13 protein-coding genes are annotated in these 12,196 nt (G+C 71.9%); 2 read left to right on the top strand and 11 right to left on the bottom strand.

Features of this window, described 5'->3' with window-relative positions; translation table 11 throughout:
- Positions 1–28: 28 nt before the first annotated feature.
- Positions 29–898 (bottom strand): FadR/GntR family transcriptional regulator, encoded by an 870-nt coding sequence (locus tag ACIRQ9_RS11530; protein ID WP_404170125.1) that lies wholly within the window; start codon positions 896–898, stop codon positions 29–31.
- A 143-nt stretch (positions 899–1,041) separates the two neighbouring features.
- On the opposite strand from ACIRQ9_RS11530, the gene ACIRQ9_RS11525 reads away from it, so the two are divergent.
- The gene (locus ACIRQ9_RS11525; RefSeq protein WP_351328329.1) at positions 1,042–1,233 is read left to right on the top strand and encodes a hypothetical protein; all 192 of its coding nucleotides are present in this window, start codon (positions 1,042–1,044) and stop codon (positions 1,231–1,233) included.
- A 9-nt stretch (positions 1,234–1,242) separates the two neighbouring features.
- On the opposite strand, the gene ACIRQ9_RS11520 is transcribed toward ACIRQ9_RS11525, so the two are convergent.
- The 3 genes from ACIRQ9_RS11520 to ACIRQ9_RS11510 form a co-directional block, all read right to left on the bottom strand.
- Entirely contained in the window at positions 1,243–2,157 is a 915-nt protein-coding gene (locus tag ACIRQ9_RS11520; protein WP_404170122.1) for a winged helix-turn-helix domain-containing protein, read from the bottom strand.
- Positions 2,158–2,515: 358 nt separating this feature from the next.
- Positions 2,516–3,760 carry a GNAT family N-acetyltransferase gene (locus tag ACIRQ9_RS11515; protein WP_404170119.1) on the bottom strand — a complete coding sequence of 415 codons (1,245 nt, stop codon included), beginning with the start codon at positions 3,758–3,760 and terminating at the stop codon, positions 2,516–2,518.
- Between the two features lie 409 nt (positions 3,761–4,169).
- Positions 4,170–4,763, bottom strand: a complete 594-nt coding sequence (locus ACIRQ9_RS11510; RefSeq protein ID WP_404170116.1) for an aerial mycelium formation protein — start codon at positions 4,761–4,763, stop codon at positions 4,170–4,172.
- A gap of 158 nt (positions 4,764–4,921) precedes the next feature.
- Between ACIRQ9_RS11510 and dtd the strand changes: the two genes are divergently transcribed.
- Positions 4,922–5,347, top strand: a complete 426-nt coding sequence (dtd, locus tag ACIRQ9_RS11505; protein ID WP_404170113.1) for a D-aminoacyl-tRNA deacylase — start codon at positions 4,922–4,924, stop codon at positions 5,345–5,347.
- Here the strand turns inward: dtd and ACIRQ9_RS11500 are convergent.
- From ACIRQ9_RS11500 to ACIRQ9_RS11470, 7 genes are all read right to left on the bottom strand, one after another.
- On the bottom strand, positions 5,325–7,133 hold the full coding sequence (locus ACIRQ9_RS11500; protein WP_404170110.1) for a multiprotein-bridging factor 1 family protein: 1,809 nt from the start codon (positions 7,131–7,133) through the stop codon (positions 5,325–5,327). The genes dtd and ACIRQ9_RS11500 overlap by 23 nt on opposite strands.
- Positions 7,134–7,304: 171 nt before the next feature.
- Positions 7,305–8,270: a YgfZ/GcvT domain-containing protein gene (locus tag ACIRQ9_RS11495; RefSeq protein ID WP_404170107.1), complete on the bottom strand. Its 966-nt coding sequence runs from the start codon at positions 8,268–8,270 to the stop codon at positions 7,305–7,307.
- A 10-nt stretch (positions 8,271–8,280) separates the two neighbouring features.
- Complete coding sequence (locus tag ACIRQ9_RS11490) at positions 8,281–8,742, bottom strand: Fur family transcriptional regulator (RefSeq protein WP_404170104.1); 462 nt, start codon at positions 8,740–8,742, stop codon at positions 8,281–8,283.
- 40 nt (positions 8,743–8,782) lie between these two features.
- Positions 8,783–9,358: an FABP family protein gene (locus tag ACIRQ9_RS11485; protein ID WP_404170101.1), complete on the bottom strand. Its 576-nt coding sequence runs from the start codon at positions 9,356–9,358 to the stop codon at positions 8,783–8,785.
- A 207-nt stretch (positions 9,359–9,565) separates the two neighbouring features.
- Positions 9,566–10,393, bottom strand: a complete 828-nt coding sequence (locus ACIRQ9_RS11480) for a hypothetical protein (protein WP_404170098.1) — start codon at positions 10,391–10,393, stop codon at positions 9,566–9,568.
- Positions 10,394–10,548: 155 nt separating this feature from the next.
- Positions 10,549–11,454 (bottom strand): hypothetical protein, encoded by a 906-nt coding sequence (locus ACIRQ9_RS11475; RefSeq protein ID WP_404170095.1) that lies wholly within the window; start codon positions 11,452–11,454, stop codon positions 10,549–10,551.
- Entirely contained in the window at positions 11,451–12,143 is a 693-nt protein-coding gene (locus tag ACIRQ9_RS11470) for a hypothetical protein (protein WP_404170092.1), read from the bottom strand. The genes ACIRQ9_RS11475 and ACIRQ9_RS11470 overlap by 4 nt, the downstream gene beginning before the upstream one ends.
- Positions 12,144–12,196: the final 53 nt, after the last annotated feature.

The following is a 12,196-nucleotide window of genomic DNA, read 5'->3' as shown; positions in this document are numbered from 1 at the left end:
TGTTCTGCCTGCGTCGCATCAGAAGTCACTAGGAGAGTGTCAGGTCCGTGGTAATGGTTTCCCAGAGGGCGTCGAACCACTTCTGCGATTGCTCCACGAACGCGGCGTCCCGATGACCTGCCCGCTTCTCGAAGGAGAAGAGCAGGGACTCGGAGCCGACCGCGTCGTACATCTCCAGCGTTCCGTTGTCGGTGAGTTCCTCGCGCCGCGTCACCATGTAGTAGCCGAACAGCGCCTCCGCGCCGTTGAGCAGGTACAGCTTGGCCGGCGGGGTGAACGGCAGGGCCCTGAAGGTGACGTTCACCTCGATCTTGTGGGTGGAGCGCAGGGACTGGAGGTTGTACTGGAGCACCTGGCCCTGCGCGTTGCGCATGCCCAGCCAGCGGGTGTGGACGACCTCGTCGTCCCCCTCGACCGGCACCGGGAACGCCAGGTTGATGTCGCGGCCCGGCAGCAGCACGCGGACGTCGATGCTCTCGGGGCGGATCCGGCCCTCGTGGATCAGCCGGAGCGGTTCGGCGAGCGCCGGAAGCAGGCTCTGGGCCGTGAGGCAGGCCGCGTCGATGCGGACGCGCGGGGCGGTGAACGCCGCGGTCATGCGGGGGCCGAGGCCGACCATCGTCGGCTGGGGCTCGCCGAGGGGCCCGGCGGCCTGGTCGGCGACGCGCGGCGGGCTGCCCTTGGTGACGTTGGTGAGCAGGCCGTCGTCCTGCAGCACCCGCAGCGCCTGGCGTACGGCGCCTCGCTCCACGCCGAACTCCTCGGCCAGCTCGGCCTGGGTGGGCAGGCGGTCGCCCGCCTTGATGTCACCCCTGCGGATGCGCTCCCGCAAGGCGTCGGCGATCTCCTGGGGTGTGCTGCCGGCGTTCACTGCCACGTTCTCCTGGGTCACGACCAAACGCTACAACTCTGATCCATCTACCGGGAGTTGTTTGAAGATTGGTTATAACTCGCGGCCAACTGGGAACAACTTAATCAAAGTTGGTTACCAACTTGATTAAGTTGGTGGAAGCTTTGCTTCCCGACGATGGGGGAACCGACATGCCCGCCGCTCTCACCCTCTTCTCAGCCGTCTTCGTCGTCTGCTTCGAACAGATGGTCCAGTCGAAGTACGGTGCCACTGGCATTATCGGCCTGCTCCTGCTCACCGTGGGGATCAAGGCCAAGAGCCCGGCGCTCAGCTCCGTGGGCGCGGTCCTGCTCGCGCTGCTGCTCACCGGCCCCGCGCTGTGAGAACCGGCCTCAGGCCGTCAGCTGCAGGTCCGAACTGATCGTCTCCCACAGGGCGTCGAACCAGCGCGTGGACTGGTCCACGAAGGCGGTGTCCCGCAGCCCGGCGCCCTGCTCGAACGCGAAGAGCATCGACCGCGTGCCCTCGGCGTCGTACGTCTGCAGGTGCTCGTGGCCGATCTCCCGCTCGTGGCGCCCGAGCGTGTAGTACGCGAACAGCGCCTCCACGCCGTTGAGCAGGTACAGCTTGACCGGCGGGGTGAACGGCAGGGCCCGGAAGGTGACCCGGACGTCGATGCCGTGCGTGGCCCGCAGCGCCAGCAGGTTGTGCCGGAGCACCTGCCCCTGGGCGTTGCGCTGGGCCAGCCAGCGGTTGTGCACCGCATCCTCGGCCGAGGCGTCCAGCGCCGTCGGGAACGCGAGGTCGATCTTCCGGCTCGGCAGCAGCACCCGCACGTCGATCTTGGCCGGTTCCAGTCGTCCCGCGTGGATGAGCCGCAGCGGCTCGCCGAGCGCGAGATTGAGGGAGACCGAGGTCAGGCAGAGCGCGTCGATCACCACCTCCGGGGCCGCGAAGGCCGCCTCTATCCGGGAGGCGAGGGCCACCATGGTGGGCTGCGGCGGCGCCTCCGGCCCCACGGCGAACCGGACGGGCCCCGGATCAGGGGCGACCGTCGCCGGCGCGCCCTTGGAGGCGTTGGTGAGCAGATGCTCCGACTGCAGGATGCGCAGCGCCTGCCGTACGGCTCCCCGTTCCACGCCGAACTCGTCGGCCAGCTTGGCCTGGGTGGGCATGCGCTGCCCCGGCCGCAGCACCCCGGACCTGATCCGGGTGCGCAGCACTTCGGCCACCGCGTGGTGGGACGCCTGGGGCCGCTGTGGCCTCTCCCGCCCACTGGCGGAGGCGTGTTCCGGGTCCACGGACAAACAGTACAACTTCTCGCCATCTTTGGGCAGTTCACGGGAAGGTGGTTATGAGTCGCGTCCAAACGGAGATAAGTACAGTGAAGTTGGCCACCAACTTCTGCAACATGGTCCCACTTCCTCGGTGGTTGGCCGACAGGGTTCCCTTCCGGAGGGGAGCCGGGAGCCCGGTCAACCAGGGCGGCCACCGGCGGGCACGACCAGCGCACCACACCTGAGCACAGTCACAACTGAACACCGACAACCGAATGACGGCAGACCCGCACAGCCACAACTGCATAGCTCGAACTGCTCGCTACGGATGAGCACATGCCAGCAAGGTGGGTCAGGCACCGCCGCCGCCGAGAGAAGGGGGACCGTCTCAGAAGAGGTCCGGGCACCACGGCCGCCCGGACGTGCGCAGCAGGGCGTCGGCCTCCCGGGCGGCGCCCACTCGCGTTTCCCGGACCCGGCCGAGGGCGTGCAGCCGCGCGACGGACTGGTCGCCGAGCCAGACGCTCGCCAACTCGGCCACGCCCAGGACGAGATCCGGAGCGTCGCCGGTCGGCGCGCAGGACCCCCGGCCGCCCGCGGCGTCCAGCCGGAACCGGCCGCCGGCCAGCCCCTGCGGGTCCGCCACCTCCAGCACCAGCGAACCCTCCGCGTCGTACGTGCGCGCCTCCAGGGCCCGTACGACGTCCAGGATCCGCACCCACAGCCAGTCCGCCTGCGAGGTGATCCGCGCGGCGCGCGGGTCGGGGAGGTAGTGCGGCAGCAGGTCGTCCGGCGACCGCCAGCCGCTCTTCACCCTGGCGACCCAGTCGATCGAGCACAGGTAGTGCCACAGGGCGCGCTCGGCCGCGGGCGTGGCACCGAGCAGCCACTTCACCGTGGCCGTCTCCTCCGGCTGCTTGCCGTGCCAGGTGCCGTCGGCCGTGTACGCCACCATTCCCTGGACCTCGCCGTCCGGCGACCGGTAGGCGGCGTGGAACGGTTCCGTCCAGTCCGTCTCGAAGCGGACCGCGCCGGTCCGCAGCTGCCACCACAGCTCCTCGCGGCTGACCGCGCCGGGCGTGCGGCGGCGGATCCGTTCGTGCAGCTCGGGACCGAACTTGCGGACGTCCTCCACGTCGATCAGGTCGATCCGGCCGCCGTCCTCCGGGGCCGACCAGCGCGAGTCGAGGCCGGCGCGCCCCACCTCGACCGTCCACTCCGTCAGCGTGGTCGCCGGTCCGAAGCCGTAGCGGCCGTAGATCGGGTACTCGGCGGCGACCAGGGTCGCGACCACGTCCCCGCGCTCCTTCGCCGCGGCGAGGTCCTGGCTCATCATGCGGGTGAGCAGGCCGCGGCGGCGGTGGGTGGGCGAGACGGTGACGTTGGAGATGGCGTCGGCGGGGACGGCCGTGCCGCCCACGGCCGTGAGCTCCTGGTCGAAGGAGCGGAACGTCGCGACGCAGCGCGAGCCGTCGAAGGCACCGAGGAGCCGGCCCGGCACGAACTGCCGTCGGCGGGATTCCAGTTGGTCGTCCGTGAGGGAGGGCTGCTGCAGGAAACCGGTGTTCAGGGCACGGTGCCAGTCGGCCAGCTCGGATTCGGTGATGGGTCGGACTTCGACGGCGTCAGTCATGTCAGCACGTTAGGTGGTCGATCGGGCCGGCGCCGATCGAATTTCGGCCCCGGCACGGACCAGGCCAGTCCGAGGGGGCCGGTCCACACCGACACGGGTGGGTGCTGGCCGATAACGGGCCGCTGTGGGCGGTCGCCGGTCCCCCGGAGCCCCGCACCCCGCGACCCCCGGCGCCTGCGCCCCACGGCCCACGGCCCGCGCCCCACGGCCCACGGCCCACGGCCCACGGCCCACGGCCCACGGCCCACGGCCCACGGCCCACGGCACCCAGAAGCTCACACCCCGCACCCCCGGATCCCGCGCACCGGGGATCCCGCGCCCCGGCACCCGCGCCGAGGAGCCCGCGCGCGTCCGCGATCCGAGTCCGCGCCACCCCGAGTAGCCCGCGGCCCGCGCCCGCGCCCACGCCCTACGTCAGCAGGTCGTCGACCCGGGCTTCGCCCTCCCGGTACCTGCGGGCGATCTCGCCGCTCGAATCGTCCGCCGTCCGCTGCAGGCGCTGTCTGCGCCTGGACACCTCCTGCTCGTAGCGGACCAGGCGGCCCATCGCCGCCGTCAGTTCCGCGTCCGTGCGGGCCTGGAGGTCGGAGAGTTCCACCTCCGCCAGCATGTCGGCGGCCAGGCGGCCGTACTCCTCGTTGTGCGGGGTGCCCAGGGTGACGTGCCGGGCCGAGGAGCGGTGGCGGGCCGGGGCGTCGGTCAGGATCTCCGGGAGGCGGTCCACGACCGCGGCCGCGCCCGCCGGGGAGCGGCGGGCCAGTTCCGCCCGCAGGATGTCGATACGGCCCTGGAGCAGCCGTCGTACATAGCTGAGGTCGGCCTCGTCGCGCTGCGCGTCCCGGCGCAGGACGCGCAGTTCGGGCAGGCTCAGGCAGACCAGGTCGTACTCCGGCGGCTCCGCGGGCAGGGTGATGCCGTCGCCGCGTTGTGCGGGCGGCCGGGGCAGGTTCTGGGTGCTCTGCGTGCCCTGCGTCTTCAGTCGCCCGGTGCTCGGTGTGCTCATGCGCCTCTACCGTCCCCTCGACCGGTGTGTGGAAGCATGGTGCCACCCCAAGTGGCCACAATGTGACCGAGTGCCCCCGAACGGCCGTAGATGTGAGGTTGGGGATCCGTGATCGGCCCCGCGCGGACGCGGTCGGAGCACCCGGCATGATGGTCGGCATGCGAGCTGTGGTTCAGCGGGTGGACGGCGCCAGTGTGGTCGTGGACGGCGAGACGGTCGGCGCGATCGAGGGCGAAGGGCTGTGTGTGCTCGTGGGCGTGACCCACGACGACACCAAGGAGAAGGCGGCCCAGCTCGCCCGGAAACTCTGGTCGATCCGGATGCTCGCCGAGGAGCGGTCGTGCAGCGACATCGACGCGCCGCTGCTGGTGATCAGCCAGTTCACGCTGTACGGCGACGCGCGCAAGGGACGGCGGCCGACCTGGAACGCGGCGGCGCCCGGCGACGTGGCGGAGCCGCTGGTCGAGGAGGTCGTGGCGCGGTTGCGGGCGCTGGGGGCGACGGTGGCCACCGGACGGTTCGGGGCGCAGATGCGGGTGTCGCTGACGAACGACGGGCCGTTCACCGTGCTGCTGGAGATGTGAGCAGTTCCCGGCAGTCCCGGGCCAGGCCCGCCATGCCGAGTTCCTGCGCCGTGCCGAGCGCGGTCCTGGCCAGGTCGTGGGCGGTGGCGCGGGCGCCCGGGGAGCCGGCGCGGAGGCGGACGCGGGCCTCGTCGAGGCGGAGCCGGGCCATCTGGGCCGGGTAGCGCCGGGCCAGACGCACGGCCCGGCGCAGGTGCCCGAGGGCCGTCTCCGGTTCGCCGGCGACCAGGGCGAGCAGGGCGCTGAAGCGGGCGGCCGGGCCCAGCAGGACGGTGGGCCAGCCGGCCAGGACCACGTCGTCGCCGTGCGCGTCGAGGAGGGCGCGCAGCGGCGGGACGTACGACGGCAGGTCGGCCGGGGGGTCGGTGCGTTCGGCCAGTTCGGCGCAGACCAGGGCGAGGACGGCGGCGGTGGGCAGGGACCAGCCGCTCGGCGGGAGGCGGGTGAACCCGTCGGTGTCGGCGGCGAACGCCCGTAGCTGGTCGACGGCCTGTTCGTGGCGGCCGGTCTCGCACAGGGCGAGCGCCAATCCCGCCCGCCACACCGGGAAGTAGCCGCGCTGCTGGACGCCGGCCATCCGCGGGGAGGCGAACAGCTCGGCCAGCCTGCCCTGTTCGTGGCGGAGCCAGAACTCCTGGCCGAGGACGGTCTGGCCGAGGGCGTCGGCGGGCATCGACAGTCCCGCCTCCATCGCGGCGGCCATCTCGCCGGCCTCCCCGAGGATCCACCGCGCGGCGGCGGCGAACTCACCGCGCCACAGGCTCAACAGGGCGTCCAGGGTGTGTTGCTGCCAGTGGGCGAGGCGGCTGCGGTGGCGGGCGGCGTACTCGCGGTGGACGCTGACGGTCGCCTCGGCGGCGGGCACCCGGCCGGTGCGCAGCTGGTCGATGGCGAGGGCGACCAGGGCCTCGCCCTGGAAGTAGGCGGAGCGGGAGCGGACGGCGAGGTCGCGGAGTTCGCTGGAGAGGGCGAGGAGTTCCCTGGCGGGTGCGAAGTCGTACAGGGCCCAGCGGGTCTCGGTCAGGATCTCGCAGTGGGCCTCGTCGCCGATGAGGCCGGGGTCGCGGCGGACGGTCTCGCGCAGCTCCGCGAGGGTCCGGCGGGCCAGCCGGGCGCCGGTGCCGGGTTCGGCGCCGGTCATCGCGGTGTCGTAGCCGATGGCCATGGCGAGTTTCTTGGCCCGGTGGGCGGTGAGCTGGAGGCGCAGTTCCACGGCGGGCGGGTCCGCGCGGTCCGCCAGGCCGGCCAGGCAGGCGTCGATGCGGAAGAGCAGGTCGCGGTCGACCTGGCCGGGGTCGGACCAGCGCCGTGCGCTGCGGACGACGGCGTGGGCGCGGGCCAGCGCGTCGGCGCCCGCGGCCTCGTAGGCGGCCTGGTAGTGCCGGCCCGCCTCGTACATCTCGCCGAGGAGGTGGCGGGTGTCGCCGCGCCGGATGTGCTGGTCGTAGGCGGTGCCGTAGCCGCTGGGACGGGGCCGGGCGGGCGGGGCCGGGACGGCACGCGGCCGCCGTGCGGGTCCGGCTGGGCGGCCGGAGCCTTCCGCCGTGCTCTCGCGTCCCTCGTGCCGCTCGGGTCCGGGAGGCAGCAGGGCGAGCAGCGCGCCGTCGGCCCGCAGTGCGGCGTCGCAGCGCTCGGCCAGCAGCCGGCCGGGCGGGCGCAGGCCGTTCTCCACCCGGCTGAGGTAGCTCTTGCTGTAGTGGACGCGGCGGGCCAGCTCGGCGAGGGAGAGCCCGGCGGCCTCCCGGCGCACGCGCAGGGCCTCGGCGAACTCCTCCTGCGGTGTCACGGCGCCTCCCCCGGGGCACGCCGCCCGCTGGTCGAACACGTGCACACCGTGTTCAGGAAGTCGCCGCCCGTTGCCAATTATGGAGTGTCAACGGCATATCTCGCAGGGTGCTTGCGCGAATACCCGGAGACCGCACGGGATCCGGGATTCCGTGCGGTCCGGCGGTCGTGCCTACGGTTCGACGATCACTTCCTGCGCCGCGGCGGTGTCTCCGGCGATCAGCCGGGCGTCCACCGGGACGTTGCGCTTGACCAGCGCCAGGGCCACCGGGCCCAGCTCGTGGTGGCGGACCGAGGTCGTCACGACGCCGATCCTGCGGCCGTCCTCGCCGTCGTCGGCCAGCCGGATCTCGGTGCCGGGCGGCGGCAGGTGCACGTCGCTGCCGTCCAGGTGCAGGAAGACCAGCCGGCGCGGCGGCTTGCCGAGGTTCTGCACCCGGGCCACGGTCTCCTGGCCCCGGTAGCAGCCCTTCTGCAGGTGCACCGCGCTGCCGATCCAGCCGAGCTCGTGCGGGATGGTGCGGTGGTCGGTCTCGAAGCCGAGGCGCGGGCGGTGGTTCTCCACCCGGAGCGCCTCGTACGCCAGCAGGCCGGCCGCCGGGCCCGCCTTCCCGGCGAAGGACTCCAGCTCGGCGCGGGGCAGGAAGAGATCACGGCCGTACGGCGTCTCGCGCACGACGGAGCCGTCCGGGGGCTCGGCGATCGAGCCGGCCGGGAGGTGCACGACGGCGAACTCGTCGGTGCGGTCGGCGACTTCCACCCGGTAGAAGAACTTCATCGACTCCAGGTAGGCGATCAGCGCCGGAGCGGTGCCGGGCTCCACGTGGGCCCAGACCGTCGTGCCGTCGTCGACCAGGTACAGCGCGTGCTCGATGTGGCCGTTGGCGGAGAGGACCAGCGCCTCGGTGGCCTCGCCGACGGGCAGCTCGCTGACGTGCTGGGTGAGCAGGAGGTGCAGCCAGCTCAGCCGGTCGTCACCGGTGACGGCCACCACGCCCCGGTGGGAGAGGTCGACGAAACCGGCGCCGTCGGCGAGGGCGCGCTGCTCGCGGAACAGGTCGCCGTAGTGGGCGGCGACGCCTTCGTCCACGCCCTCGGCGGGCACGGCGCCGGGCAGGGACAGCAGGGGGCTCTTCATATGACTAAGCCTACGACTCGGTAATTGAAGTCTGGACGGTTGCGGGCTTGGTTCTCCCGCGCGCGCAGTCCTGGCAGCGGCCGAAGATCGCGAAGTGCTTCATGTCGGTCTCGAAGCCGAACTCCCGGCGCAGCTTGGCGGTGAACTCCGCGGCCACCGCCACGTCCGCCTCGATCACGTTCTCGCAGTCGCGGCAGACCAGGTGGATGTGGTGGTGCCGGTCGGCGAGGTGATACGTCGGCGCACCGTGCCCGAGATGGGCATGGCTGACCAGACCCAGCTCCTCCAGGAGCTCGAGGGTCCGGTACACCGTCGAGATGTTGACTCCCGACGCGGTCTTCCTCACCTCACCGAGGATGGCGTCGGGAGTCGCGTGCTCGAGGCTGTCGACGGCTTCGAGCACGAGTTGCCGCTGCGGCGTCAGCCGGTAGCCGCGCTGCCTTAGGTCGCTCTTCCAGTCGATGCTCACCACACCGAAAGTCTAGAACCACTCGGCGGCGACCACTTGGCGGCTACTTGAAGAAGGCGATGCCGTCGTCCGGCATGTCGCTCGGCAGGGCCTTCGCCCAGCGTTCGACTTCCTCCGGGGTGACGACCTTCTTCAGGTGCGCGGACATGTACGGGCGCAGCTCGACCTCGGGGGTCTGCTTCTCCCCCACCCACATCAGGTCGCTCTTGACGTAGCCGTACAGGCGCTTGCCGCCGGTGTACGGGGCGGAGGCGGCGGTGCGGGCCACGGCGTCCGTGACCAGGTCGATCTGGGGCTTCTTGTCGGCCATCTCGCCGTACCAGATCTCGATCACGCCGTCGTCGCGGGTCATGGTGACCTCGACCCTGCGGTCGGCGTCGATGCGCCAGAAGCCGTGCTCGGTCTCCAGCGGGCGGACCTTGTTCCCGTCGTTGTCCAGCACCCAGGTCTGGGAGTGGTACTCCAGGAAGTCACGCCCGTCGTGGCTGAAGCTGGCCTCCTGGCCGAAGTTGCACTTCTCCGAGCCGGGGAAGTCGTGGACGCCGGCGCCGGCCCACTTGCCCAGCAGGAAGGCGAGCGGTACCAGGTCCTTGTGCAGGTCGGACGGAATCTCGATCATGGCGGCGGTTCCTAGACGGTGGGGATCAGCGCTGGCCCTGGTACAGCTTCTTCACGGTCAGTCCGGCGAAGGCGATGACGCCGACGCAGACCAGGACCAGCAGGGTTTCGAAGAAGATCTCCACGAGTGCTCCTTGAGCGAGGGTGGGCGTACGTACAAGAGCCGGGCCCCAGCTTACGCGGCCGGGGCCCGGGACTCCTGGCGAGGTCAGTCCAGCAGTTCGCTCTGCAGCGCCACCGTCTGCTGGAAGGGGACGGCGGGTGCGAGGCCCTTCCTGGACTGGACGATCAGGGCGAGGGCGTCGCCTGACGTCAGGTAGGCCTCGCGGACCTGCTCGGCGCCGTAGGGCTTGGCCTCCCGGATCGCGGTCGCGTGCACGTCGTCCACCCGGGCGGCCGACGGGAAGTCCGGGTCGAGCTCGTAGGTCTCGCCGCCCCTGATCCGGTACATCGGCGCCTCGAACGACGTCAGCTCGTCGCTGAGCATGTGCTCGGCGACCGCCGCGGTGTCGAACTGGAGCAGGTAGACGCGGGTGTGCGTGCCGTCGGCGGTCGTCCAGCCGCGGGCCGCGATGTGGCGCAGCCCGTTGTCGGTGAGCCGCTGCCCGACGTCCTTGCGTTCCGTCGACACGGCGAACTCCTTGAGGAACGTCCCGGTGGCGAGCCATCCGTCGGTCCCCTTGAGCGCCGCGTCGGCGGTCGCGCCCTTCGGCTCCGGCAGGACGAGTGCGCGCAGATCGGCGAAGTGCGTTCCGGCCGGGTTGCGGGCCTCGTCGTTGGGCCCCGGGCTCCCGGACGGCAGCGGCGGCCGCACGAGCGTGGGGTAGGCCCAGCGGCCGTCCGAGTGCGTGGCCAGGCCGGGTACGTCCGTCCGGTCGAGCCGGGTGATGCCGTAGGCGGTCCCGGCACCGGAGACCGCGAAGACGGCGACGACGGAGACCCAGCGGAGTGCGGCCCGCAGCACGCGGCGATCCTTCTTCGGCGCCTGCGACGCCGATTCGTCGGGGACCGGCTCGGCGACGGCGGGGGGTTCCACGGGGGCCGCCGGGTCCACGGGAGCCGCCGGATCCACTGAAGCCGCTGGAGCCGCCGGGTCCACGGAAGCCGCCGGAGCCACGGGAGCCGCCGGATCCAGGGAAGCCGCCGGGTCCGCGGAAGCCGGGGAGGTCTCCGGGTGGTTCGTGTCCGTGGTCATACCGATGCTCCCGGCTGCTTGATGCGGTCGAACTGCGCGCGGAGCATGCTCGCCGCGTTGTCCTTGTCCAGCGGCTTGCCCGCGATCGCCGTGGCGGTGATCAGGACGTCGCCCACGTAGCCGGTGCAGAACATCATGTCGAGCTTCTCGGCGGAGTCGGCGACCGGCAGGAAGCAGGAGGCCGAGTCCTTGTAGCCCTTGATCTCCGGGCCCTTGCGCAGCACCTTCAGCGTGTCGAGGAACTCGTTCTGGAGGGCCGCCACGGAACGGACGGTCCGCTGGTTGCCCATCTGGGCCAGATCGATCTCCACCGTGTACTCGGTGCCGCCCGTCCCGTAGTTCATGTAGCTGCGCATCGCCATGCCCTTGACCGGGTTCCGGTCGATCTGCCGCTCCATCCGCTGCCGCTGCAAGCGCGGCAGATCCTTGATCGACTCCTTGCGCAGCAGAGCCGCCTGCTCACCGGAAAGCGCTACGTCCGACCCGAACTGGGCCATGTCCGGGCCTCGTTGGTGGAGGGTGCTGTAGGGCAGCAGCATGCCCTGGAGTCCGCTGTCGCCGGCCGGCTTCGTCGCCTCAGCGGCCTTGGGTAGGCGCCACACGGGAGCACCGGCGTCACGGTCCGCGCCCTGCACGGCCACGGCGGTGCAGGTGATCCCGGCCAGCATCGCGACGACGAGCACACCGACCCCGCCGACGACGGCGATCCGCCGGCGGTCACGCGGCCGCTTCGGCGCGTCCGGCACCGGATCGGCGGCGGTGGTCTCCGCGACGGGTTCCCCGGTGGGTTCAGGGGCGGGCTCAGCCGGGACCTCGGTGGCGGGAGGCTGGATGGTGCCGGAGTCCGACGCGGGAGAGGGAGCGGGCGCGGGGACCGCGGGCATCTCGGGGTTCTCGGTCACAGCCGCTCCATCTGCCGCTTCGCCAGATCCAGCACCTTCGACTTCGGGATCGGCTTCGTGTCGTACATCCAGATCTCCATGGCGACGTCCCCGCGCCACGCGTGCGCCTCGGCGGAGTACAGGCCGACGCCGTAGGAGGTGTCGGGCTTGGTGTGGACGTAGGCCATGCCGTCCCCCGTGCCGGGTACCGGCCAGCTGTCGGTGGTGTGGTCGCCGTCCGGTTCGGCGTAGAAGTACGCGCTGTCCGCCGCGTCGGCGGCCTCCGTGGCCGTCTGCTCCTGGCGGTACTGGACCAGCCGGATCTCGACGTTGAGATCCTGGCCCTCCCGCCAGCTGACCACGGCGGCCCGGCGGAACTCCCGCGCGCCGATCAGCCTGCGGAAGGCACCGGCCGGGCTCTTGTACGACTCCGCGTACTCGCTCGCGTCCATCCACCCGCCGCTGCCGACCGGGATCAGCGCCTTGCGCGCCCGGGTCGGCTTGGCGAGCAGCAGCTTGCGCAGGTCGCCGTCGACCTTGACCTCGCGGTCCTGCGCGGCCGACAGCGGCTCGGGGCCGGGCCCCTTCGCCTGCGCGACGGACGGCTGGGACAGCGGCGGCAGGGCGGTGGGCTCGCGGTCGGCCTGGATCAGGTAGCCGACGCAGGCCCCGGCCACGACGCCGAGCACGGCGGCGGTGGCGACGAGCACGCCGGTGAGACGGCGTGGCCCGGGTCTTTCAGGTGGAACGTCTGCGGGTGGTG

The sequence above is a fragment of the Streptomyces sp. NPDC101237 genome (assembly GCF_044767465.1).
Taxonomy (GTDB): Bacteria; Actinomycetota; Actinomycetes; order Streptomycetales; family Streptomycetaceae; genus Streptomyces; species Streptomyces gramineus.
The sequence above is the reverse complement of the archived record's forward strand: the minus strand, read 5'-3'. Positions and strand labels throughout refer to the sequence as shown.